Genomic DNA, 23014 nt, shown 5'->3' with positions numbered 1-23014 from the left:
GAGAAGATGCACATGAGCGAGATATGCATAACCTACGGTCAGACCGAGGCTTCTCCCGCAACTACTATGAGCAAGACCACTGATACTCTTGAACAGCGTGTAAACACAGTCGGCGGACCTATATTCGGCGTTGAGTGCAAGATCGTTGATCCTGAGACAAATCAGGAAGTACCTGATGATGTAGACGGCGAGTTCGTAGCAAGAGGATACAATATTATGAAGGGCTACTATAAGATGCCCGAAGCTACCGCAGCAGCTATTGATCCCGAGGGCTGGCTCCACACAGGTGACCTTGCAAGAAGACGTTCTTCTGACGGCTATTTCAAGATCACAGGACGTATCAAGGATATGATAATCCGCGGCGGTGAGAATATCTATCCGAAGGAGATCGAGGACTTCCTTTACACATATCCAAAGGTAAAGGACGTACAGGTAATAGGCGTGCCCGATGAGGATTACGGCGAAGAGATAATGGCTTGTATCGTTCTTCAGGACGGCGAGACTGCTACTGAAAAGGAAATAAAGGACTTCTGCCTTGCAAGAATGGCAAAGCACAAGTGCCCTAAGTATGTGGACTTTGTAGAAGGATTCCCCATGAATGCAGCAGGAAAGATACTCAAGTACAAGATGAGAGAGCAGGCCGTTGAAAAGCTCAAGCTCCACAAGGCAGACAGTATCGTTACTGCATAATAAGTTTATAGTTTATCAGATGGGGGAGCTTTCCGCAGAAAGGTTCCCCTTATCTTTTTCACAGGTTGACTACCGCTGATTGACATAATAAGTAATATGCTATATACTTATATAAAGATTGCTTTTTCTTCAAGGAGAACTAATATGGGAAACTTTTTTACATCTACTCAGATATACAACAACGAAAAGCTCGGCAAAGATGATTTTATATTGAATTTCTGCAAGAAAATGGAAGAAGAGGGCTATGTCCCATGTGACAGTGACGAAAGCGAGATCGCCTATATACTTAGATTTGCGGATAACAGCAATTGGGTGACGATAACTTCGGAAGCCTATGGACAAGGAAACGCACTATCTCACAAAGACACAGGCAGGATAGCCAAAATGCTTGGGACAACCTGTGTTAACACTGTTGTTATCGACAGCGACTGTGCTATATTGGAATTGTATGACAAAAACGGTAAAAAAGCCGATACGTTTACAATTGGACGAGCTGATGATTATTTCGGTGACGATATTCCGCAGCCGTCGGAAAAGATATGGAAGTCATTTCTGAGTAAGGAAAGCACATGGGAGCAATTTTCTGAAATATGTGGCTCTAATGAGGTTTTTGTCGAACATGGTTTATCAAAGCTTGCACCAATTATTGGTATGGATGCCTGCAATATTATTTTTTCAGCAGAAAATGCAGATGAAATGGATACAAGTTGCGTTTTCCTTGATTTTAAGTCGGCAAGGTCTTTTATAACTATGTCCTGTAATGGCAAAACTATGGAAACTCAGCCAAAAAAGCTTACTCTCAATGCGGCGTTCAAGCAGATATTCGGTGAAGCACTTGAACCGTTAGGATTTAAAGCAATCAAAGGTAGATATCCATATCTCGTTAGAGTGATAAATAATGAAATACTTCATGTAATAACATTTTATCCTGCTGATCCTGAATATCCACCAGACAAGGCTATTGTAATCGTGAGTGGTGTAGCTACTGTATATCGCAAAAAAATCACTTTTGATTCAAGCCCTAAACAAAATAAAATGTGGTTAAACTATTCAAGTAAGTTTTACTCATTAATGACAAATGAACCTGATAGAGACATATTACGCCAAATATATAAATCTTGCTATTTTTCTAACAATGTAGAATCAATGATTGAAGTTTTAAAAGTTGGAGTAAAAAATATACAAAAATATGTATTACCTGTGCTTGATAAAATTACAGATATTGATTCTTGTCTTGATTTTTTTGGCAAATTAATGGGACAATGTAATTATTTGAAATGCACAAAAATTTGTACATATTACCCAGATGAAGATGAAGCATTTCTGTATTTCTTATCTGATAAAAAAATCAGTGAACGTCCTGATTTTCTTGAAAACTATTTAAATGATTCTGAATTCCATAAATGGGTACAGAATGAAATAGAAAAAAGAAAGAATGAAAATACTGAGATTTTGAAAGCATATGGTCTTTATAAAACAGATACGAGTTCAAATTGTATCGAATAGCCAAAAAAGCTTACTCTCAATGCTGCATTCAAGCAGATATTTGGCGAAGCACTTGAACCGTATGGATTTAAGACAATAAAAGGCAGATATCCTTATCTCGTTAGAGTGATAAACAATGAGATATTGCATATAATCACATTTGCCAAAGTAAGAGGCATTGAAACAAAGTTTATAGTATATTCAGGTGTGGCAACTATATATAGAAATGAAATAAATTTTGATCAAAGTATATTGTTTAATACTAATTGGTTAATTGATACCAAAAAGTATTGGATGAAAAACTTATATGATGATCCGGACGGAAAAAGCTTTTTTGAAAAACAGTCTTATTATAGTTTTGATGATAACGAAACTTTGCTATCTGCTTTAGAGTTGGCTCTGAGGCACCTAAAAAAATATGTTTTACCTGTTTTGGATAGCGTTAATTCGCTTAAAGAATGCATAAAGTATTTCTGGTGTTATAACTCAAACCTTCGTATTTATTCATTTGACGAGGATTTTCATAATGAAGATAAGAATAATGAAGGTTTATTGTATTTTGTAATTGACGACCACAGTGATATGATGAATGAATTTGCATATTGGAGCGATTTGGAGAAAAAATATGCGGAAAAATATGGAAGTAATCTAAATTCACTTGAATACTACATAGATACTATCAATGATTTTAGAATACAGCAAATCCAAAAACGTGATAAAATATATAATAATGCAAGTGATTATGAAAAAACAATGGAAGAAATTAAAAATAGAATGAAAAAAAATAATGAATATCTTGCAAGTAAAATATAATAACTGGAGGGAAAATAGCTGTAAAAGAAAAAATCTTGAGATTTTAAAATCATATGGCTTGATATGAGCAGTTTTTTCAGAAATATTTGCAAAACCATTGACTTTTATTGAAAACAGCGTTATAATAATAAAGTATAGCAATGACGGGAATGACTGTAACAAATGCGGTGCAGAGAGAAAGCGGTCGGTGTGAGCTTTTACGCATGATACAGGTGCTACCCCTGAGCTACTCTGAGAAATCGGGGCGTATTTCTGCGTTAAGGATATCAAGGAAAGGACTTTGTTCCTTTTGAATTTGGGTGGTACCACGAAAGCCTTCGTCCCATTTATGGCGGCGGGGTTCTTTTTGTTTTAATCCGGAAATACGGATTAAAGTGTAACAGTGTCCTTGATGCGTGATGTAATTACGCATTATGAATTATGAATTAATTAAAAGGAGATCATTTTTATGCAGTGGACAGGTCTTAACGATCTACGTGAAAAGTATTTATCTTTCTTTGAGAGCAAGAACCATACAAGAATGGCAAGTGCTTCTCTTGTACCTCAGGGCGACAAGAGCCTTCTTCTTATAAATTCGGGTATGGCTCCTCTTAAAAAATTCTTCCTCGGGCAGGCTACTCCTCCGAACAAGAGAGTTACCACCTGTCAGAAATGTATAAGAACTCCCGATATCGAAAGTGTTGGTAAGACAGCTCGTCACGGTACATACTTCGAGATGCTGGGTAACTTCTCTTTCGGCGATTACTTTAAGACTGAGGCTATCGAGTGGGCTTGGGAATTCCTCACAAAGACTCTTGCTATCCCTGCTGAAAAGCTCTGGATAACTATTTTCGAGAGCGATGATGAGGCTGAGCAGATATGGGAAAACCATATTGGTATTCCTCACGACAGAATTATCCGTCTTGGTAAGAAGGATAACTTCTGGGAGCACGGTTCAGGTCCTTGCGGTCCATGTTCAGAGATCCACTTCGACCGTGGTGAGGCTTACGGTCCTTTTGAGAGTTTCGAGCAGGCAAGCGACTGCGACAGAGTGATCGAGATATGGAACCTCGTATTCAGCCAGTTCGACAGCGACGGCGAAGGTCACTATGCTGAGATGAAGAGCAAGAACATCGACACAGGTATGGGACTTGAAAGACTTGCTTGCGTAATGCAGGGCGTTGATAATATCTTTGAAGTTGATACTGTTCAGAATATCATGAAACATATCTCTTCAATTGCAGGTGTTGAGTACAAGAAGGACGCTAAGAAGGACGTTTCTCTCCGTGTTATCACCGATCATATCAGAAGCACAACATTCATGGTCGGTGACGGTATACTTCCTTCAAATGAGGGACGCGGCTACGTTCTCCGCCGTCTGCTCAGAAGAGCTGCACGTCACGGCAGACTCTTAGGTGTTAAGAGACCTTTCCTTACAGAGGTTTGTGATACCGTTATAAATGAGAACGCAAACGCTTATCCCGAGCTTGCTGAAAAGCGCGACTACATCAAGAAGATCATCGGCGTTGAGGAAGAGGCTTTTGCAAAGACTATCGACAAGGGTACAGAGCTTCTCAATCAGTTCACAGAAAAGCTTTCTGCTGAGGGCGGTAAGGTTCTCTCAGGTGACGATGCATTCAAGCTCTCCGATACATACGGTTTCCCTATAGACCTTACAGAAGAGATCTGCGAGGAGAAGGGCTATACAGTTGACCGTGACCGCTTTACAGAGCTTGCTAAGGAGCAGAGAGCAAGAGCTAAGGCTGACCATGCTGCTAAGGCAGGTTCTTCATGGGCTGATAACAGCATAAAGGTAGATGCTCCTGCTACTATATTCACAGGTTATACTGATTTTGAGGCTGAGGACGCAGAAGTTCTTGCTATATATAAGGACGGCAATGAAGTTGAAACTGCTTTAGAGGGCGATGATGTAGTTATTGTTCTCGATGTTACTCCTTTCTACGCTGAGAGCGGCGGACAGGTAGGCGACACAGGTATGATAATCAACGGTGCGAATATCGCTTCTGTTGATGATACTATAAAGTCTGAGGGACACTTCCTCCACATCGCTACTGTGGAGCAGGGAAGCATCTCAAAGGGCGACAAGGTCATTGCTCAGATAGAAAAAGACCGCAGAATGGCTATCATGCGCAACCATACTACTGCACATCTTCTCCAGCACGCACTCAGACAGGTACTTGGCGACCACGTTCATCAGGCAGGACAGCTCGTTAACGAAAAGGCTTGCCGTTTCGACTTCAACCACTTCAGTGCAATGACTGAGGAGGAGATAGCAAGAGTCGAGGATATCGTAAATGCTGAGATAATGTCCGCTTTCCCTGTCACTATGCAGGAAATGCCTATTGAAGAGGCAAGAAAGCTTGGAGCTATGGCACTCTTCGGTGAAAAGTACGGCAATACTGTCCGCGTTGTAACTGCAAACAAGTCAGTTGAGTTCTGCGGCGGTACTCATATATCAAATACTTCTCAGATAGGTCTGTTCAAGATAGTTTCTGAGAGTTCTGTTGCAGCAGGCGTAAGACGTATCGAGGCTGTAACAGGTATGAACGTTATCGCTCTTCTCAACGAGTTCAAGAGCACTATCATCAAGTCCGCAAAGGCTCTCAAGCTGGCTAATATTACAGAGCTCCCCGAGAAGTGTGCTGCTATAGCTGCTGAGTCAAAGGAGAAGGACAAGAAGCTGGAAAGTCTTACTCAGCAGATTGCTAACTCAAAGACTGCTGCTCTCTTTGACAATGCAAAGGAAGTCGGCGGCGTGAAGATAGTTTCTGCAAGAATGGACGGCTCTGCTCCCGATGCTCTCAGAAAGCTTGGTGACAGCGTAAAGGACAAGGACGAAGCTATAATCGCTCTCTTTGCAGGTACTATGGGCGAAAAGGGTACTTTCTACTGTGTCTGCACAAAGGACGCTGTTGCAAAGGGTGCCAATGCTGGCAAGATCGTCCGTGAGATAGCTGCTGTTACAGGCGGTAAGGGCGGCGGAAAGCCTGACGGTGCTATGGCAGGTGCAGGAGATATCTCCAAGATCGACGAAGCTATGGGTAAATTTGAAGAAATAGTAAGTGCATCACTCTAATAAATATATCGGAGCGGTATCTCCGCTCCGTACATCTTAATATAAAGGAGAATTATTATGGATTGTTTATTCTGCAAGATCATTGACGGCGAAATTCCAAGCACTAAGGTCTATGAGGACGAATTCGTTTTTGCTTTCAAGGACATCGCTCCTATAGCTCCTGTTCACTATCTGATAATACCAAAGGTACATATCTCATGCGCTAATGAGATCACTGAGGAAAACTCAAATGCTGTAGCAAAGGTATTCGAGGCTGCTGCTAAGATAGCTAAGGCTGAGGGCATCGAAAGCTACCGTATAATCAATAACTGCGGCGACGATGCAGGTCAGACTGTCAAGCACCTTCACTTCCATATGCTTGCAGGCGTTAAAATGGGCTGGGGACCTGAGTCTCTCGGCAAGACTGAATAAGGAGAAGATGTTATGGCAAATACTTATAAAATGACTATTGCAGGTCTCGAGAGAGAGCTGCCTATATGTCCTCTCAACGACAAGATAGATATTGCGGCTTTTGTAATGTTCTCTGATGTTGAGCTTACTATGGCTGTTGCAAGTGAGCTCCTTAAAAGATCTCCGTATTTCGATGTGATCCTTACTGCTGAGTCTAAGGGTATCCCGCTTGCTTACGAAATGTCAAGAAGCAGCGGCAAGCCTTATGTGGTTGCAAGAAAGTCTGTAAAGCTTTACATGACAGATCCTATTGCTGTTACTGTAAAGTCTATAACTACTGCTGCTGAGCAGACACTTTATCTCTCTCAGGAAAAGGCTGAGATGCTCAAGGACAAGAAGGTGCTCATCGTTGATGACGTTATAAGCACAGGTGAGTCTCTTACTGCACTTGAAAAGCTTGCAACTGAGGCAGGGGGAGATATCACAGGTAAGTCGGCTGTTCTCGCTGAAGGCGATGCTGCTGACAGAAAGGATATCATCTTCCTTGAAAAATTACCTCTCTTCTTTAAATAAGGAATAAAATTATGAAGCGAAAAATGATTGGTGCTGCGGCAGCGTATATGGCGGGATTATTTTTCGCTTCATTTTTTACCGATCCTGCGCTGCTGATAGTTCTTTCGGCAATGATAGCTGCTGCGCTGATTATCGTCAGGAAGTATGGAGCGCGGAAAGGTGACTATATAGTTCTGGGATTATTCTTCGCCGCGTCAGTTTGCGCCTTTTCGGCTTATTCTGCCGTAAGATACTATCCTGTGGTCGCTATGGACGGCAAAAGCGGAAGCTTTAAAGGCGAAGTTTCAGATGTAGTACGCTATGAGGGTGGAAGTGCTTCCTATATCCTCAGCGGCAGGATAAATGATGATATATCTGCAAAAGTAAGCTTTTACAGCAGCTCCTGTGAGGCTGATTACGGAGATATCATATCAATTGAAAGCTGTGACTTTTCAAAGCCGTCAAAGGATTATTTCTTTGACAGCGAAAGATACTATAAGTCCGACGGAGTTTTTCTGAGTATCGGTAATGCCGAGGGTGTAAAAGTTGAAGCAAAGAACAGCCGCAGCCTTAAAAAGCTTATTGTCAGTTACAGAGAGGATATTATTTTCGATTTCCGAACTGAGCTTGGCAAGGACAGCGGCGACTTGCTTTCTGGAATGGTGTTCGGTGAAAAGCGCAGTATGGACGTTAATCTGAAAACAGCTGTATATCGCAGCGGTATCGGGCATATGCTGGCTGTTTCGGGACTTCATGTTTCCGTTGCTGTATTTGTCCTGATGACGCTGCTGAGTATGCTTCGTGTAAACAGATATGTCTCTTTTGCAGCAATGGAGCTTATCCTCATATTTCTTACGGCTATGGCTGATTATCCTGTTTCTGCTGTAAGAGCCGCCATAATGATGAATTTCATGTACGCGTCAAGGCTTTTCAGACGGCAGAACGATACCTTTAATTCTCTGGCAGGAGCAGTACTGCTCATATGCCTGTTTCAGCCCTATGTTGTTTATGATGAGGGCTTTATCCTGTCAGTTGCAGGTACCTTTGGAATAGGCGTTTTTGCCCAGTATATGACCAAGGATATGCCGAAGGAAAAGCCGCTCCAAAAGCTTATAAGAAGCTTTGCGGTGATGTTTTGTACTACTGTGTGTGTATTCCCGTTTTCTGTGCTTTTCTTTGACGAAACATCACTTATATCACCTTTGACTAATCTCATAGTTGTGCCGCTGTGCTCACTGTCAATGGTGATCGGACTTGTTTACGCATTTACAGGCGGTGTGTTTGATCTGCTGCCTGTTTCCAAAGTATTGAATGAGCTTGTTCTGGAGATGTCGGACAGACTGGCTCATATAAGGTGGACACATTTCTCCTGCGACAGTAAAGCTATAGTTGCTCTTCTTCTGATATGTACGTTTATGGCAGTTGCTGCGGCTGCTTTGTTCCGCAGCAGGAGATTTATCAGTATATGTATCTCTTTATCGCTGGGAGCTGTGTTTATAGGTTCGGGAGTTCATCGTATAATGAAGAACTCCGTTCTCACAGTAGCTGTTCTCGGAAAGGGCAATAATGCTGCGGTCGTGGTGTGCAGGGACGGTTGTACTGATATAATCGACCTCAGCGGTAATTACCGATCGGCTTCCTATGTGAGAAAATATCTTATGAGAAACGGTATTTCAGCAGCTGAAAACGCAGTGCTCACGGCAAAGGTGCAGTCAGCTTTTGCTTCATATGATAAGGAACTGGAATTCACTGATATCGGAAAATGGTTCGTATTCAGCGATACGGATATAGCAGGTGCATCGAGTAAGGATATGATATATTTCTATGACAAGTCTGTTTCCATAGAGCACGATGATCTTCATATAAGGTTTGATGACGGCATACTTACTGTGGGAGATAAAAACGGTGAGATAGCTTTTGTGAAGTTTTCGGATATAGACTCCGCTGACAGTGATATTACAGTGTGCTGCGGAAAAGCTCCAAAGGACGCAGACAACAGCGCGGATAATATTATCTACCTTGATGATAACAATAATTTTGAGATAGTGCTGTCGGAGAAGGGCAGCTGTATGATAAGGAGGCTCTGATGCCACAGACTGATCCTAAGACTATAAAGGCTCAGCTCAGAAAAGGTGAACTGAAAAATCTGTATTACATTTTCGGCAAGAATATCCCCGAGGTGGAAAAGCTTACAAAGCAGATAATACAGGCTGCGGTGGGGGACAATGAGGAATTTGCTCTCAATAAGCTTGACGGTCGTTATCTCGATACCTCCGAGCTTTATGATATGATACAGATGATGCCTATGATGTCGGAATATAACTGTATACTCATTAATGACTATAACTGCGAAAAGCCCCGTGAAAACATGGCAGGTCTCCGCAGTGACGATCTCAATAAAAAGCTTTTGGAAGTACTTAAAGATATACCGTCTCAGACTGTGGTCATATTCAATGTTACGGGCTTTGAGATAGCGGTAAAAACTGATTATAAAACAGGCAGGAGCACTATCAAGGACAAGAACAAAAAGCTTGCTGACCTTGCCGAAAAAGTCGGTGAGCTTGTTGAGTGTCCTATCAAAAGCGAAAATGAGCTCGCAAAGGATATCGCTGCAAGCGTTTCCGCAAGAGGAAGCCTTATATCTCTTGATAACGCCCGTGAGCTTGCTGTTATGTGTCAGTCCGATACCCTCACTATAAAAAATGAGATCGACAAGCTCTGCTCTTATGCAGGAAACGGCGAGATAACTGCTGATATTATCCGTAACCTCGTTCACAGGCAGAGCGATGTTACCTTTTTCAAGCTGGCGGACGCGGTCTCTGCTTTCAATAAAAGAGCTGCTTTCGAGGCTCTTGATGAACTGATGCAGGACAGGGACAACAGAGGTGCTGTACTGGCGAATATCACTGCTTCGTTTATTGATATGTACCGTGCTGCCTGTGCAAGGAAATGCGGAAAACAGGTGGCTGATGTGAAGGCTGATTTCGCTTATGTATGGGAATTCAAGGTGAAGAATGCTTTCCGTGACAGCTCGAAGATGAGCATACGCAGACTGAGGGAGTGTATCAGGATACTGAGGGATACCAATATCACCCTTAACTCAGGGGGCTGCGACGAAAAGACCGTACTTGAACAGACTGTTACAAAAATGCTTATGACTAAAAATTAGCGGAGGATTTATGATAAAGTTAGATGAAGCCATTATCGTGGAGGGGAAATACGATAAGATAAAGCTTTCGTCAATAGTTGACGCTGTTATCATCGTTACCAACGGCTTCGGTATTTTCAAAGATACGGAAAAGCTTGAGCTTATCCGCTATTATGCAAATAAAACAGGTATTATCATACTCACGGATTCAGATGCGGCAGGTCGCAAGATACGCGGTTATATCAAAGGAGCTGTAGGCAGCGGCAGGATAACAAATGTGTATATCCCCGATGTTTTCGGCAAGGAAAAACGCAAGACTAAGCCCTCCGCCGAGGGGAAACTGGGCGTTGAGGGGATAGATGCGGATATTCTGAAAGAGGCTTTCAGAAAGGCAGGCATCACTGCTTCCGAAAATAGTACACGCTCCGATATAACTAAGCTCACTCTCTATGAGCTCGGACTCAGCGGCGGTTCAAACAGCAGTGTACTCCGTGAGAAGCTTCAGGTAAGTCTCGGTCTGCCGAGACAGCTTTCGGCAGGTGCTCTTGTGGAAGTGCTGTGTACCATGATGAACAGCAGTGAGCTTGCGGAGCTGACAGAAAAAATAAAGGAGGAAAACAATGGTATATAGCAGTCTGATGTTTATATACGGGTTCCTGCCGGTTGCTCTGCTGCTCTATTATCTGACGCCGAAAAGGTTCAGAGAATATGTAATGCTTTTTGAGAGTATGGCTTTCTGCTGCTTTATAAGCCTCTATTTCCTTTTATTTATCGCTGCTTATTCCATTGTGAATTACCTGTTCGGTCAAATGATCGGCAAGCTGAAAAAAAACGAAAAGCTTGCTGCAATACCGCTGACTATTGGTATCATATTCGATCTGATAATGATATTCGGATTCAGAACGAAGTATTTTGTGTGGCTGCATGATATGCTCCATGCTCCCGAAGGATTTTACCCCATAGGAATATCCTTTTTTACCCTTTCTGCCATCGGTACGCTCATAGATACCTACAAGGGAAGGATAAAGGCAGACATGAGCTTTGTCAGATATTCGCTATATATCATGTTCTTCCCGAGAATTATTATGGGACCGCTGCTCAGATACGGCGTGTTTGCCAAAGTACTTGACAGCCGCAGAGAAAACCTTACAAATATAGGCATAGGTATGTCCTTGTTCATAAAGGGACTTGCTAAAAAAGTCATTGCTGCGGATAATCTTTATATGCTTTACTCCGCTGTACGAAGCAGCGATGTGAGCACTATCTCCGCTGCAAATGCATGGCTGGGGATTACAGCTTATCTTTTCTGTCTTTACTTTAACCTGTCGGGATTTGCTGATATGGGCACGGGAATTGCTTACTGCTTCGGTCTGAAACTGCCGCAGAGCTTCAATTATCCGCTGCTCAGTACAAGGATAAAATACTTTGCCGCACGGTGGCAGTCTCAGGTCATACAGTGGCTCAGAAGGTACATTACCAAGCCGCTGTACAGTGCGTGTACAAAAAAATGGATAAGAGAGATAGTATTTGTAGGCGGCTGGACTCTTTTCGGATTTTGGTATACCGTTTCATTAAATGGCGTAATATGTGGATTGATAATGGGTATAGCTCTTATTATCGAAAACTATGTACTGCCTGAGAAGGTCATGAAGTTTACAGGTATTATTTATACTTTCCTCGTGGTAATACTGTGTACCGTTTTCCTTTCGGGAGACAGCCTTGCTTTTTCTGTAAAATATCTTCTGGCGATGTTAGGCGGAAATGGTATGATAGCAGATGCTAAGTTCTTCTATCTTGTGAAGTCGTATATTGTTCTTATTCTGATAACCATGTATGCTTCCACAAGTCTTTTCAGAAATATGATGATACGTTCGGGAAAGGCAAAGATACGCAGTATTATTGCTGTTGCCTCTCCTCTGATAGCTGTAGCTACACTTATCATATGCACTGCACTTATCTCATACAGCGGAAGCTCGGATATGCTTCTTATCTATTTGTAAGGAGGGATAACGTGAATAAGCTTAACAGGACAATGAGTATCATTACGGCTGTATTATCATTGACTGTCATTTCTTCATTGAGTCTTATGTCTTTTTTCGGAAAAAAGGTGCAGTGGTCATTTGAAGAGAACAGACAGCTTGCAGCTTTGCCTGAGCCCTCTTTTAAGGAAATGTACAATGGTGAATGGTCTGAAAAAAACGACAGATACGTTACGGACCATTTTGTTGGACGCAGCAAATGGATATATGCAAGCAACCGTATGCAGGAAGAAATGACAGAAAGTATTGTGAACGGTGTCTACGTCAGCAGCGAAAGACTGCTTGATACAGTGATACCTGAACAGGATAAAAAGGCTTTTTCGGATAATATAAGCTTTGTCAATTCTTTTTCAAAGGAGTATAAGGATACTACAACAGTTTACTTTGCTGCTATCCCGTCGTCTACGGGGATATATGGTGATATCCTTCCTTCGGATTTTATAAGCCGCTCGGACAGTCAGCGGATAAATGAGCTGTATGAACAGCTTAGCAGCAAAATTCGATGTATCGATGCTTATAATATCCTTAAAATGATGAAAGATAATTACATTTTCTACCGCAATGATACTAAATGGACAAGCTATGGGGCATACTGTGTTTATAAAACAGTGATACAGAAGCTCGGTTTTCAGCCAACTTCTTATGATAAGTATTCCATTGAACACGTTTCGGACAGTTTCAGAGGTGACCTGTATAACAGGACTCTCTCTGATAAGCCAAAGGCTGATATACTTGATATATATTATTATCCCGACGGTGCAGAAGTGATATCCTGCGAGAGAGTTCTCAATGACGGTTCGGTGTCGGAAGGGGAGATCTATGACAGGAGCAGGCTCGGTTCAAGTGATAAGTATTCCATGTATCTCGGAGAAGACGTGCCTGTGCTGAAAATAAAAACGTCTAACCAGAACGAAAAGAAGCTCCTCGTTATCAAGGACAGCTATGCGGATTGTTTCATTCCGTTCCTCATTCAGCATTACAGCGAGATCATCGTCGTATCTCCCGATCAGCTTGACCGACCTCTTGCTGATATCATAAACATTAACGATTACGGACAGACATTGTTCCTTTTCGGTATCAATGATCTTGATGAAAAAATATCTTTTTAAGAAAGGATCTGATTATATGAAGGCTTTAGTTACAGGTGCAACATCAGGTATTGGACAGAGTATTGCAAGAAAACTTGCCAAGAGAGGCTGGGAGCTTATCCTGACAGGACGCAATGAGGATATGCTCAGAGAAATGCAGAAAACTATCGGAAAGGGTACAGAGATAATCGCTGCCGATCTTTCAAAGCGTGAAGAGGTATTCAGAGTTTACGAATTCTGTAAGGGAAAAGATGTGGATATGCTGGTCAATAACGCAGGATACGGTCTTTTCGGCAAATTCGATGAGACTGATATGAATGACGAGCTTGCTATGATAGATCTTAATGTAACGGCTCTTCATATACTTACAAAGCTTTTCCTGCGTGACTTTAAGAGGAAGGATTACGGTACTATCCTCAATGTTGCTTCTGTTGCAGGCTTTATGCCGGGACCGCTCATGGCGACATATTACGCTACCAAGAATTATGTGCTCAAGCTCTCTATCGCTATATATGAGGAGCTTCGCAGATCAAAGTCAAATGTTACTATCACTGTTCTGTGTCCCGGACCTGTTGCTACTAACTTCAATAACCGTGCAGGCGTAAGCTTTTCAGTAAAGCCTATAACTGCTGATTATGCTGCTGAATATGCTCTGCATAAGGCTTTTACAGGCAAGCTGTTTGCTATCCCCGGACTTACCGTAAAGCTCGGTGCGTTCGCTTCAAGATTTGTGCCGTATAAGATACTTTCAGCTATCGTATATAATGTTCAGCAGGCTAAAAAGACCTCGGACGGGAAGGACAGGGCATTGAAATAATGAGAGATATCAGCTACAGAGTAGCTCTCGGTGGCATCGTTTCCGCTCTTTGTCTTGTTACGATGTTTCTTGCAGGAGTCATTCCTGTACTCTATCTGCTGCTTCCGGGAATAGCGGGTATCCTTCTTATGATAATAGCTGTTGAAGTCAACACAGGCTGGGCGTTCCTCACTTATCTCGCCGTCAGCCTGCTGTCGGTCTTCGTTACATTCGATAAAGAAGCGGCTCTTGTTTTTATAATGTTCTTCGGACATTATCCAATACTCAGATTTTATATCGAGAAGATACCGCTGAAGCTTATTAAGCTTCTGATAAAGCTTGCTGTTTTCAATGTGTGTATCATAGCTTATTTCTACGTTACTGTCTATATCTTTGGACTTGATGAGATGCTGGAGGAGTTCGATGAGATTGGAAAATACGGAGCATATATCATGCTCGGCATATCCAATCTTGTATTTCTTGTCTATGATATCGACCTTGTTTTCATGTATAACCTCTATCGTAAGAGACTTATGCCTAAATTCCGCAAAAAAAGATGACCGTGACCGTTTTTTCCAAAGCGGCTGCGGTCTTTTCTTTTATACTTGATTTATTAATATTTATGTGCTATAATAAAAAAGTAATTTGACTTAGGAGTGATATTTTGAATACTATAGCAATAATCGGAGCAATGCCATCAGAGCTTGCTGATATCAGAGAAATTCTCGGTGAAGCAGAAATAAAGCACATATCAGGCTTCGACTTTTACATCAACAACAAAAACGGCAAAACTGTGATAAATGCCTGCTGCGGTATAGCTAAGGTAAATGCAGCGGTTTGTACACAGGTCATGATAGATAATTTCCACCCCGATTGTGTGATAAATACGGGTATCGCAGGCGGTATGAACAGTGCAGTTAAGGTTTGCGATGTCGTTATATCCACAGAAGTACTTCCTCACGATCTCGACCTTCATTTCCTCAAGGATTACCCACCTTATTGCGGCGTATTCAAGGCGAATGGCGCGCTTATGGATACAGCTGAAAAGGTTTGCGGAGAGTTTGGCGTTAAGTCTTTCAGAGGCCGTATCGTTTCGGGCGATGCTTTTATTACAAGCAATGTTGTAAAAAAAGCTATCCAGGAAAAATTCGATCCTTATGCCGTTGATATGGAGAGTGCGGCAGTTGGTCACTGCTGTTTCCTCAATGAGCTTCCTTATGTCAGTGTGCGCTGCATTTCCGATAATGCAGATGATGAGGGAGCAATGTCGTTTGACGAATTTGAAAAGATCGCAGCTAAGCGAGTTGCGGAGATAGTACTTCGTATGGCTGAGCTGCTCTGAAAGGAGTTTTAATCATGAAAAAATTATTATCAATTATGTCATCAGCAGTTATTGCTGCCGGTATGGTCTCAGCATTTACTGTAAATGCAGCTGATGTGGCACCATCAGTATATTTTACTGTAGACGATAAGGCTGACGGTGTTGAAACACTTAAATTCGGTGCTATCTTTGTAAATACAAAGGAAAATACTTCAGCTATCCCATGTGCTGTATACCTAAAGGACGAAAGCAAGAAGGCCGGACAGATCTTCGTTAAGGCTATTGCTGACAAGTCACTCAAGCTTTCCGACCTTACAGGTCCTAACGCACTTTACAAGGGTGCTCCTTATAAGGGATTTGAGACTGATGACAGCATGAACCTCAATACCTTTGAGGATCTTAATATGATCGCTGTAAACTATTCAAAGGTTTCTTCTGAAAAGCCTATGGAGCTTAACGGTGAGAAGTCTGATTCATATCCGCTTGCTTGCTTCAAGGCTAAGTTTGCTGATAATGCTGAAGGCGGCACATATAATCTCAAGGTTTACAGTGAGGGTGCTTATTTCAGCGGTATCATTCTCCGTAATGGTGACGGTACATTCAAGGAGTATGATCCTTCCGAGAACAGCAAGCCTATGACTATAAATGCTTCTGACAGAAAGCTCGGCGATATCAATAACGACGGCAAGTGGGACTCTGTTGACGTTTCAGGTATCATGAAGGAGTATTCAAGAGTTTCATCAGGTAAGGACGGTATCTTTGACGGTAATCAGAGAGCTGCTGCTGATATCAACGGCGACGGTCTTGTAGACTCTGTTGATGCAAGTAACCTCCTTGCTTACTACGCTTACCTTTCAGGTGACGGTACTTCTTCACTCAATGATTTCGTAAAGAACAGAAAGTGATAATATAAAAAAGCAGCCACAAGGCTGCTTTTTTATGGAATTAAACAAAATCGGGAACATTTTCATGTTCCCGTTAATTTTTTATAATGACTTATTGAGACTGCTGAATGCGTTGTCTACTACCTTTTGCTCAGGTGCCTTTGTAAAGCAGCTTACTATCGGTACGATAAGGAGCGATACGATCATTGAAAATGCTCCTGCATTGATAGGTGAGAGAAGATTTAACGGGCAGTTCATTTCGATTATGGACTGCTTGAGTCCGCTGAATGCTTCGATATTCATGCTGAACAGTACCATGTGTGTTACGCTTATGCCAACACCTGTGATGAAGCTTGCTGCACAAGCAGCAGGTGATGCTTTCTTCATGAACAGACCATAGAGAAATGGTCCGAGAAATGCACCTGAAAGTGCGCCCCATGAGTAGGACATGAGAGTTGAGATTGATGCGTTCTTGTTGCAGGCGATTATTACGGAGATTATAAGGAATACTGCAATGAATATACGCATGAACTTTACCTGATGCTTATCGTCGAAGCCCTTGATACGTGGCTTGATAAGATCGTTTGTAAGTGTTGAGCTTGATGTGAGTACAAGTGACGAAAGAGTGGAAAGTGAAGCAGAAAGAACGAGTACAACAACAAGTCCGATAAGAATATTTGGAAGTGCCTGATGTATAAGTGCAGGTACCATTGTATCGTATACAGGCTTTCCGTCAACTGTATCGATAAGTGCTCTGCCTGAGCCGTCTGTACCGTCAAGTGTACAGTAGAGTCTTACAAATCCGCCCATGAAGTATGAGCCGCCAGCTACTACGATAGCAAAGAATGTGGAAATGATAGCGCCCTTCTTGATTGCCTGCTCGTCCTTGATAGCGTAGAACTTCTGTACCATCTGAGGAAGTCCCCATGTACCAAGTGAAGTAAGGATAACAACGCCGAGAAGGTTTATCGGATCAGGTCCGAACATTGAACCGAGTGTTCCTGTTTCGGTCTTGCTGTCGGAAATAGTGTTGAGTGCATCAAGTGCAGCAGAAAGACCGTCCTTCTTCTGTACTGTAAGTGCTACGACTGTTCCGATACCTATGAGCATGATGATGCCCTGGAAGAAATCGTTGAGAGCTGTTGCCTTGTATCCGCCGAGTGTTACGTATACAGCAGAAAGTACAGCCATTGCGATGATTATGTATGTTGCACCGTTTTCGCCAAGCTTGAATACCATTCCGAAGAGACGTGAAAGTCCGTTGTATACAGATGCTGTATAAGGAATGAGGAATATGAATACGATAAGTGCTGATGCTGTTTTGAGCTTTTTGGAGTTGAAACGATGTTCGAAGTATTCAGGCATTGTTTTTGCTCCGAGGTGATTTGACATAAGACGTGTTCGTTTGCCTAAGAGGAAGAACGGTATAAGGCTTCCGATTATGGCATTGCCTATTCCGACCCATGTTGAAGATGCTCCGTACATCCAGCCGAACTGTCCTGCATATCCTATGAAAACAACTGCTGAGAAATAAGTTGTTCCATAGGAGAATGCTGTCAGCCATGAACCGACATTTCTTCCGCCAAGCATGAAGTCCTCAGATGACTTTGTTCGCCTTGACATATAAATTCCTATACTTACCATTATAGCGATGTAAATGGCAAGTATGACGAATGTAGCGACTTTTGCGCCCATTTGTATCCCGACCTTTCAGTTGCTTACAGTGTAAAATGATAAACCTGTAAAGCTTTAAATGAATAAAGTTATAAACCAAGACTAATTATACAATATTATTCATAATTTGTCAATACCTAATTATGAAAAATAGCTATTTTACGTAAATAATTTGTTATACCAATCAAACTGTAAAAATTAAATCGTGTATTATTGACTTTGTATTTGCAATATGGTACAATAGAAGCGATGAATTATGCTTTAATTTAATAATGGATTTAATAATACAACTCGTCAGATTCTCCCTAAAGATCTGAAAGTGATGATTTGGAGAAGATAATATGGGAATGCTGGATTTTCTTAAAGTTAGCAAAGGTATAGCAAATAATATGAATTATGTAAGCTCTGTGCTGGGTACAGGTATGTATTCGGGTCATGTCGGTTCATCAAGAAAGCCCGACGGACGCGGAGTTTTCATAAACGACCTTGACATTGAATATGACGGCGAGTGGAAAGACGGCAAGCTTTGCGGTTTCGGCAGAAAATATGCAAAGGGTTATTATGATATCGGACAGGGCGAGGGTGACGAGGCAAGCAAGTCCCTTGTTTATGCAGGGGATTTTGTGGACGACAGATTTCACGGCAATGGTAAGCAGTACTGGCAGACAGGCAAGCTACAATATGACGGCGAGTGGATGTATGGCTGGAAATGCGGTGAGGGTACTGAGTTCTATGAGAACGGAAAGGAGAAGTACGTTGGCTCATGGAGCAGAAGCAGATATCACGGCAGAGGCGTTTTTACATACAAAAACGGCGATGTCATCGAGGGCGAATGGATAGAAGGACTGCTTGAGGGCGAAGCTCTCTTCAAGACTCGTGAGGACCACTGCGTTTATAAGCGTAATTATAAAGAGGGCAAGGTCATCACAGAGGAGCTTATCAGCGGTACACCAAAGCCTTCTCCCGATGCTAAAAGAGTTATCGAATTCGATAACGGCAGATATGAGGGTGAAGTCGGCTTTACGGGAAAAATGCACGGAAAAGGTGTGTTTACTTATACAAACGGCAATGTTTACGAGGGCTGTTTCAATGAAGGCGTAAAGCAGGGAAAAGGTGTTTTCAGATTTGCTGACGGCGATGTGTATGAGGGCGAATACGAAAACGATATGAGAAACGGTGTCGGCGTTTACAGCTATAAAAACGGAAACAAGTATGACGGCGAATGGTGCGATAATGTCAAAAGCGGTCATGGTGTGTTCTATTACAACAACGGAGACAGATTTGAAGGACGATTTGAAAACAGCCTCAAGCATGGAAAGGGTACTTTTTACTTTAAAAACGGCGATGTTTTTGAGGGGGAGTGGGAAGGTGACCTGCGCCACGGAAAAGGTATACTTACCTGTGCTGACGGTGTGAAAAAAATACAGAAATGGGACAGGGACAAGCTTTTAAGCGAGTCGCCTATATTCCAGTAAATATAAGAAAAACGCTTCAGTTAAACTGAAGCGTTTTTTAGTTCATTATTGTTTGAAAAGGTCGATCTTTGTGAAGTCTGTAAGATCAGGCTCAGTATGCTCGACAGGGATATCCACCTGAAGATCTGTCGTTTTTAAATAATCAATGACCGTTCCATTGCTGCTGACTGTATATTCGATAAGTATACCTGTATATATATCAACAGCGAGAGTAAAATCATTGCCTTTATCATTAACTCCCGATAATTCCGCTACAGTTCTGCCTATACGCTCGGATATGCTGTCTATACGCCAGTTTTCAAAACGCATTAGCCAAGGTAAGGCTATTTGATCGGGCATGAGTATGTTAAATTCTATTCCCATACATGCATTCCATATACATATTGAAAAGCCGTAATCGGGCGGAGCTACGTCAATATATCGATAGTTATCTTCGGTAAGTTTTATCTCATATTGCCAATCATTCGGACTTACAGTGTAATTATTACCATTATAGATTTTATTTATTACTTTTTCGCTGCTTATAAAATTTTCCGAAACAACATCAGTATAGTTGGAACATTTATTATAGCTTTCCTGATTATTAAAATCATCCTGAAAATCTATTGTTGTATAATGTGAAAGGTCATTGGAATAAGGTAAGATCATAGTTCCTTTGGCAGTATCATAGTAAAGATAGCTGTTGAGCATCATATGGTAGATATAGCTTTTGGCTTCAAGGGAATTGATATCATAGCCGTCACTTTGCAAAAGCTCTGCGTAATGCTTTGTATCAACTCTGTATTTGTGTCTTTCGTTCCACGGGATATTAATACTGTGCTCATCGGCAAGCACTCTTGCTTCTTCATATGTTTCAGCATAATGGGGAGCTTCGTGGAGCTGCAATTCTATAAATTCGGGTTCGATATCACTGATATCTGCTGTAGCTTCGGGGTTAGATGCTTCTGTAGCTTCTTCCGCTTCGGCAGGAGTTGGCATTTCTGTTTCCTGCTGTACAGAAGTGGTATCTGTAACCGTATTGGCAGGTTTTGATGTGCGGTTCTTCATTATAAACGCTCCGCCTGCGACTGCGCCAAATACAAGAATAAGTGCAGAAGCTGTCGCAAGAAGCTTCCGCCATACAGGTCTGTGATACGCTTCTACGCCTTGTACAAGAACTATAGTGTCAGGATTTTCAGCTTTTCCTTTGATAATAGTATTTATATCGGCGGCTTCTTCGATAAGTTCGGGGCGTATGCCGTTAATTGCCTTATCAAGCATCTCGGTCGTCATAGCTCAAAACCTTCTTTCTCTAAATACTTTTTTAGTCGCTTTCTCATGCGAAAAAGATTTGAACCTACTGTTTTGGCATTTAGCTTAAATGACTCAGCTATGGTTTCTATGCTGTCATAATACCAGTACCGTCTGATGAATATTATACGATTTTGCTTGTCCTCACTCATAAGGAAAGCATTTATGGCATTGCTGAGTTCAGACATTATACGTGCATCTTCTGGAGTTTTCTTATCAGATACTATGTCGGAAAGCTCTTCATATGACAGGCAGCCGTCACTCTGACGCTTGTTTGCAGTATTATAGCGATATTTAGACAGTGCGAGCCTTTTGGTTATCTGGCATAAATAGGCAGAAAAATGCATAGGACGATCGGGCGGGATAGAATTCCAGGCTTTCATAAATGTGTCGTTTACACATTCTTCCGAATCTTCCTTGTGTTTCAGTATGTTTTCTGCAATACGATAACAGAGCTTTCCGTACTTTTTCTCTGTTTCGGACACAGCACGTTCATCTCTGTTCCAGTAGAGTTCAATAATAGAGCTATCGTCCATATGATCCCTCCTTTCGAGGTCCCTCATTATATTAGACGCAAAAAATCAGAAAATATTGCACATCAGAGAAAAAATTTATATCAATGATCTCAGGCAGGATTTATAATAAGTACAGTGCGTTTATAAGGATACTCATAAATATTTCTTTGAAAGTGAAATATCAGCCGCAATAATTCAACTATATAGGTAAGAGGACCTCATGCCTCATGAAAGGAGGCTCAGCCATGGATGATAATTCGATAATAGAATTATTCCGAAAAAGAGATGAGACAGCGATCGAAGAATTGCAGCGAAAATACCATAAGCTCTGCTTTTATATTGCAGGTAATATTCTTTCTCATCGTCAGGATATAGAAGAATGTGTGAATTCTGCATATTACGAAGTCTGGAGCAATATACCGCCTGATGAGCCGAACGACCTTAAAACATATCTGTGCCATACTGTCAAGAACAAGGCTCTGGACAAGCTGAAATACAATTCCGCAGAAAAACGAAACAGCAAATTCGCTGTTTCGCTGGAGGAGCTTTCCGAATGTATCCCAGATTACCGAGAGGATATTGGCGAGGAAAAAGCTCTTGCCGAGGCTATAAGCCGCTTTATCAGGACACAGGACGAGCTGCACAGAAAAATATTCGTAAGACGTTACTGGTACGGTGACAGTCTTGCAAAGATCGCTGAATACTACGATATAAAGGAGCGCACAGCCGCAACTTATCTTTTTCGGATGAGAAAAAAGCTAAAAGCTTATTTAAAGAAAGAAGGTTACGATCATGAATAAGCTGAAATTATTTAAAGTCATTGATCTTATTGACGACGATCTTATAAAAGAGGCTGAGATAAAACCGAAAGATAAGCCATCATCGGAGAATGAGAGAGAAGAAAATATCATTGTTTCGGGTGTTGAGGTATATAAGAAGAAATGGCAGAGGACTGCCCTTGTCGCAGCTGCTTTTCTGCTGGTTGCAGGTCTCGGTGCAGGGGGAGTATTTATGTTCAGAAATCGTCCGCCTATGCTCGATGATCCTGCTCTGCCGTCGGATATATCGGCAGCTGACGAGACATCACCTTTTGAACGTGTGACCGATAATGAGTTATCTACAACAGAAAAAAATAAAAACGAAAAAGCAACAAAAGAAAGCTCAAATAAAAATACAGCTGTTACTACTGCTGTGAATTCTGAAAACAAATCAACAGTAACTACGGACTTAGACACAATGTACGCTGAAATCAATTTGGTATCTCAACCACAAAGCGATAAATCCACTCAGACACAGGAGACAGGCACAGAAGACTTCATAAATCATGCAAAAGATTTTCCTGTAGTAACTACACCCGACGGCACAGAGCTGCCAATCTCTACAAAGCCTGATAACGTTGAGGACTTCATCAACAATGCACAGGATTTTCCTGTAGTGACTTCGCCTGACGGCAGTCAAAAACCAATTGCCACAAAGCCTATAGTCGATGATCCTGACGGCTTTGCAAACTTTGATATATTTGAAAGCCTTGCAAGTCTGCAATACTCGGCAGATACCTGCGATGGTATTCCCGAATATGTGCTGCTTGCCCCTGACGGAACATGGTATTATATTAACCTGAGTTCAGGCTGGATATGGCGAAAAACGCCCGATCACCAGTGGACTCAGCCGCCTGAAGAAGCATGGCTGACCAAAACTCAGCTGTCTTATCTCAGACAGCATGGCGAAGAAATAGCTATGCACCTTGCTATTTTAGACTGATACACTATAAAAAAGAA

The 23014-nt window shown here is 41.8% G+C and carries 21 protein-coding genes and 1 other annotated feature; of the genes, 18 read left to right on the top strand and 3 right to left on the bottom strand.

What is annotated here, in order from left to right; translation table 11 throughout:
• The 15 genes from BLW60_RS09285 to BLW60_RS09215 form a co-directional block, all read left to right on the top strand.
• A partial coding sequence (locus BLW60_RS09285; RefSeq protein WP_139283394.1) for an AMP-binding enzyme occupies nt 1-690 on the top strand: 690 nt, incomplete at its 5' end.
• Between the two features lie 144 nt (nt 691-834).
• Complete coding sequence (locus BLW60_RS09280; RefSeq protein ID WP_074716666.1) at nt 835-2196, top strand: hypothetical protein; 1362 nt, start codon at nt 835-837, stop codon at nt 2194-2196.
• 105 nt (nt 2197-2301) lie between these two features.
• The gene (locus BLW60_RS09275) at nt 2302-2988 is read left to right on the top strand and encodes a hypothetical protein (protein ID WP_139283393.1); all 687 of its coding nucleotides are present in this window, start codon (nt 2302-2304) and stop codon (nt 2986-2988) included.
• Nucleotides 2989-3119: 131 nt separating this feature from the next.
• Nucleotides 3120-3316 (top strand) — a binding site (T-box leader).
• A gap of 120 nt (nt 3317-3436) precedes the next feature.
• A complete protein-coding gene (alaS, locus tag BLW60_RS09270) occupies nt 3437-6064 on the top strand; it encodes an alanine--tRNA ligase (protein WP_074716663.1) in 2628 nt (875 codons plus the stop codon).
• A 54-nt stretch (nt 6065-6118) separates the two neighbouring features.
• Entirely contained in the window at nt 6119-6475 is a 357-nt protein-coding gene (locus BLW60_RS09265; RefSeq protein ID WP_072949211.1) for a histidine triad nucleotide-binding protein, read from the top strand.
• 12 nt (nt 6476-6487) lie between these two features.
• Nucleotides 6488-7027, top strand: coding sequence for a phosphoribosyltransferase family protein (locus BLW60_RS09260; protein ID WP_074716661.1), 540 nt, complete (start codon nt 6488-6490; stop codon nt 7025-7027).
• An 11-nt stretch (nt 7028-7038) separates the two neighbouring features.
• The gene (locus tag BLW60_RS09255; protein ID WP_074716659.1) at nt 7039-9093 is read left to right on the top strand and encodes a ComEC/Rec2 family competence protein; all 2055 of its coding nucleotides are present in this window, start codon (nt 7039-7041) and stop codon (nt 9091-9093) included.
• Nucleotides 9093-10175, top strand: a complete 1083-nt coding sequence (holA, locus tag BLW60_RS09250; RefSeq protein WP_074716657.1) for a DNA polymerase III subunit delta — start codon at nt 9093-9095, stop codon at nt 10173-10175. Before BLW60_RS09255 ends, holA begins: the two co-directional genes overlap by 1 nt.
• A 10-nt stretch (nt 10176-10185) precedes the next feature.
• On the top strand, nt 10186-10785 hold the full coding sequence (locus BLW60_RS09245; protein ID WP_074716655.1) for a ribonuclease M5: 600 nt from the start codon (nt 10186-10188) through the stop codon (nt 10783-10785).
• The gene (locus BLW60_RS09240; RefSeq protein ID WP_074716653.1) at nt 10775-12154 is read left to right on the top strand and encodes an MBOAT family O-acyltransferase; all 1380 of its coding nucleotides are present in this window, start codon (nt 10775-10777) and stop codon (nt 12152-12154) included. The genes BLW60_RS09245 and BLW60_RS09240 overlap by 11 nt, the downstream gene beginning before the upstream one ends.
• An 11-nt stretch (nt 12155-12165) precedes the next feature.
• A complete protein-coding gene (locus BLW60_RS09235) occupies nt 12166-13302 on the top strand; it encodes a DHHW family protein (protein ID WP_242872854.1) in 1137 nt (378 codons plus the stop codon).
• 16 nt (nt 13303-13318) lie between these two features.
• A complete protein-coding gene (locus BLW60_RS09230; RefSeq protein ID WP_074716686.1) occupies nt 13319-14098 on the top strand; it encodes an SDR family NAD(P)-dependent oxidoreductase in 780 nt (259 codons plus the stop codon).
• A complete protein-coding gene (locus BLW60_RS09225; RefSeq protein ID WP_074716651.1) occupies nt 14098-14637 on the top strand; it encodes a hypothetical protein in 540 nt (179 codons plus the stop codon). The genes BLW60_RS09230 and BLW60_RS09225 overlap by 1 nt, the downstream gene beginning before the upstream one ends.
• A gap of 104 nt (nt 14638-14741) precedes the next feature.
• The gene (locus BLW60_RS09220; RefSeq protein ID WP_074716649.1) at nt 14742-15419 is read left to right on the top strand and encodes a 5'-methylthioadenosine/adenosylhomocysteine nucleosidase; all 678 of its coding nucleotides are present in this window, start codon (nt 14742-14744) and stop codon (nt 15417-15419) included.
• Between the two features lie 14 nt (nt 15420-15433).
• Nucleotides 15434-16303, top strand: a complete 870-nt coding sequence (locus tag BLW60_RS09215) for a dockerin type I domain-containing protein (RefSeq protein ID WP_074716648.1) — start codon at nt 15434-15436, stop codon at nt 16301-16303.
• Nucleotides 16304-16384: 81 nt separating this feature from the next.
• Here the strand turns inward: BLW60_RS09215 and BLW60_RS09210 are convergent, their stop codons facing one another.
• Nucleotides 16385-17977 (bottom strand): sodium:solute symporter family protein, encoded by a 1593-nt coding sequence (locus tag BLW60_RS09210; protein WP_074716646.1) that lies wholly within the window; start codon nt 17975-17977, stop codon nt 16385-16387.
• 320 nt (nt 17978-18297) lie between these two features.
• On the opposite strand from BLW60_RS09210, the gene BLW60_RS09205 reads away from it, so the two are divergent.
• Nucleotides 18298-19431, top strand: coding sequence for an MORN repeat-containing protein (locus BLW60_RS09205; RefSeq protein ID WP_074716645.1), 1134 nt, complete (start codon nt 18298-18300; stop codon nt 19429-19431).
• A 45-nt stretch (nt 19432-19476) separates the two neighbouring features.
• Here BLW60_RS09205 and BLW60_RS09200 read toward each other — a convergent pair whose 3' ends face one another.
• Together BLW60_RS09200 and BLW60_RS09195 are read right to left on the bottom strand one after the other, a co-directional pair.
• Nucleotides 19477-20703, bottom strand: a complete 1227-nt coding sequence (locus BLW60_RS09200) for a hypothetical protein (protein WP_074716643.1) — start codon at nt 20701-20703, stop codon at nt 19477-19479.
• On the bottom strand, nt 20700-21257 hold the full coding sequence (locus BLW60_RS09195) for an RNA polymerase sigma factor (protein ID WP_074716642.1): 558 nt from the start codon (nt 21255-21257) through the stop codon (nt 20700-20702). Before BLW60_RS09195 ends, BLW60_RS09200 begins: the two co-directional genes overlap by 4 nt.
• A 224-nt stretch (nt 21258-21481) precedes the next feature.
• Between BLW60_RS09195 and BLW60_RS09190 the strand changes: the two genes are divergently transcribed.
• Both BLW60_RS09190 and BLW60_RS09185 read left to right on the top strand, forming a co-directional pair.
• Entirely contained in the window at nt 21482-22036 is a 555-nt protein-coding gene (locus tag BLW60_RS09190) for an RNA polymerase sigma factor (protein ID WP_074716640.1), read from the top strand.
• On the top strand, nt 22029-22997 hold the full coding sequence (locus BLW60_RS09185) for a hypothetical protein (protein ID WP_074716638.1): 969 nt from the start codon (nt 22029-22031) through the stop codon (nt 22995-22997). Before BLW60_RS09190 ends, BLW60_RS09185 begins: the two co-directional genes overlap by 8 nt.
• Nucleotides 22998-23014: the final 17 nt, after the last annotated feature.

This window comes from Ruminococcus flavefaciens (assembly GCF_900108555.1).
GTDB lineage: Bacteria > Bacillota > Clostridia > Oscillospirales > Ruminococcaceae > Ruminococcus > Ruminococcus flavefaciens_P.
The sequence above is the reverse complement of the archived record's forward strand: the minus strand, read 5'-3'. Positions and strand labels throughout refer to the sequence as shown.

Excerpts from the sequence above, each read along its gene's own strand:
- BLW60_RS09280 (WP_074716666.1), top strand. The coding sequence starts at position 835 with ATGGGAAACTTTTTTACATCTACTCAGATATACAACAACGAAAAGCTC.
- alaS (WP_074716663.1), top strand. The coding sequence starts at position 3,437 with ATGCAGTGGACAGGTCTTAACGATCTACGTGAAAAGTATTTATCTTTC.
- BLW60_RS09260 (WP_074716661.1), top strand. The coding sequence starts at position 6,488 with ATGGCAAATACTTATAAAATGACTATTGCAGGTCTCGAGAGAGAGCTG.
- BLW60_RS09255 (WP_074716659.1), top strand. The coding sequence starts at position 7,039 with ATGAAGCGAAAAATGATTGGTGCTGCGGCAGCGTATATGGCGGGATTA.
- holA (WP_074716657.1), top strand. The coding sequence starts at position 9,093 with ATGCCACAGACTGATCCTAAGACTATAAAGGCTCAGCTCAGAAAAGGT.
- BLW60_RS09245 (WP_074716655.1), top strand. The coding sequence starts at position 10,186 with ATGATAAAGTTAGATGAAGCCATTATCGTGGAGGGGAAATACGATAAG.
- BLW60_RS09240 (WP_074716653.1), top strand. The coding sequence starts at position 10,775 with ATGGTATATAGCAGTCTGATGTTTATATACGGGTTCCTGCCGGTTGCT.
- BLW60_RS09230 (WP_074716686.1), top strand. The coding sequence starts at position 13,319 with ATGAAGGCTTTAGTTACAGGTGCAACATCAGGTATTGGACAGAGTATT.
- BLW60_RS09225 (WP_074716651.1), top strand. The coding sequence starts at position 14,098 with ATGAGAGATATCAGCTACAGAGTAGCTCTCGGTGGCATCGTTTCCGCT.
- BLW60_RS09215 (WP_074716648.1), top strand. The coding sequence starts at position 15,434 with ATGAAAAAATTATTATCAATTATGTCATCAGCAGTTATTGCTGCCGGT.
- BLW60_RS09210 (WP_074716646.1), bottom strand. The coding sequence starts at position 17,977 with ATGGGCGCAAAAGTCGCTACATTCGTCATACTTGCCATTTACATCGCT.
- BLW60_RS09205 (WP_074716645.1), top strand. The coding sequence starts at position 18,298 with ATGGGAATGCTGGATTTTCTTAAAGTTAGCAAAGGTATAGCAAATAAT.
- BLW60_RS09200 (WP_074716643.1), bottom strand. The coding sequence starts at position 20,703 with ATGACGACCGAGATGCTTGATAAGGCAATTAACGGCATACGCCCCGAA.
- BLW60_RS09195 (WP_074716642.1), bottom strand. The coding sequence starts at position 21,257 with ATGGACGATAGCTCTATTATTGAACTCTACTGGAACAGAGATGAACGT.
- BLW60_RS09190 (WP_074716640.1), top strand. The coding sequence starts at position 21,482 with ATGGATGATAATTCGATAATAGAATTATTCCGAAAAAGAGATGAGACA.
- BLW60_RS09185 (WP_074716638.1), top strand. The coding sequence starts at position 22,029 with ATGAATAAGCTGAAATTATTTAAAGTCATTGATCTTATTGACGACGAT.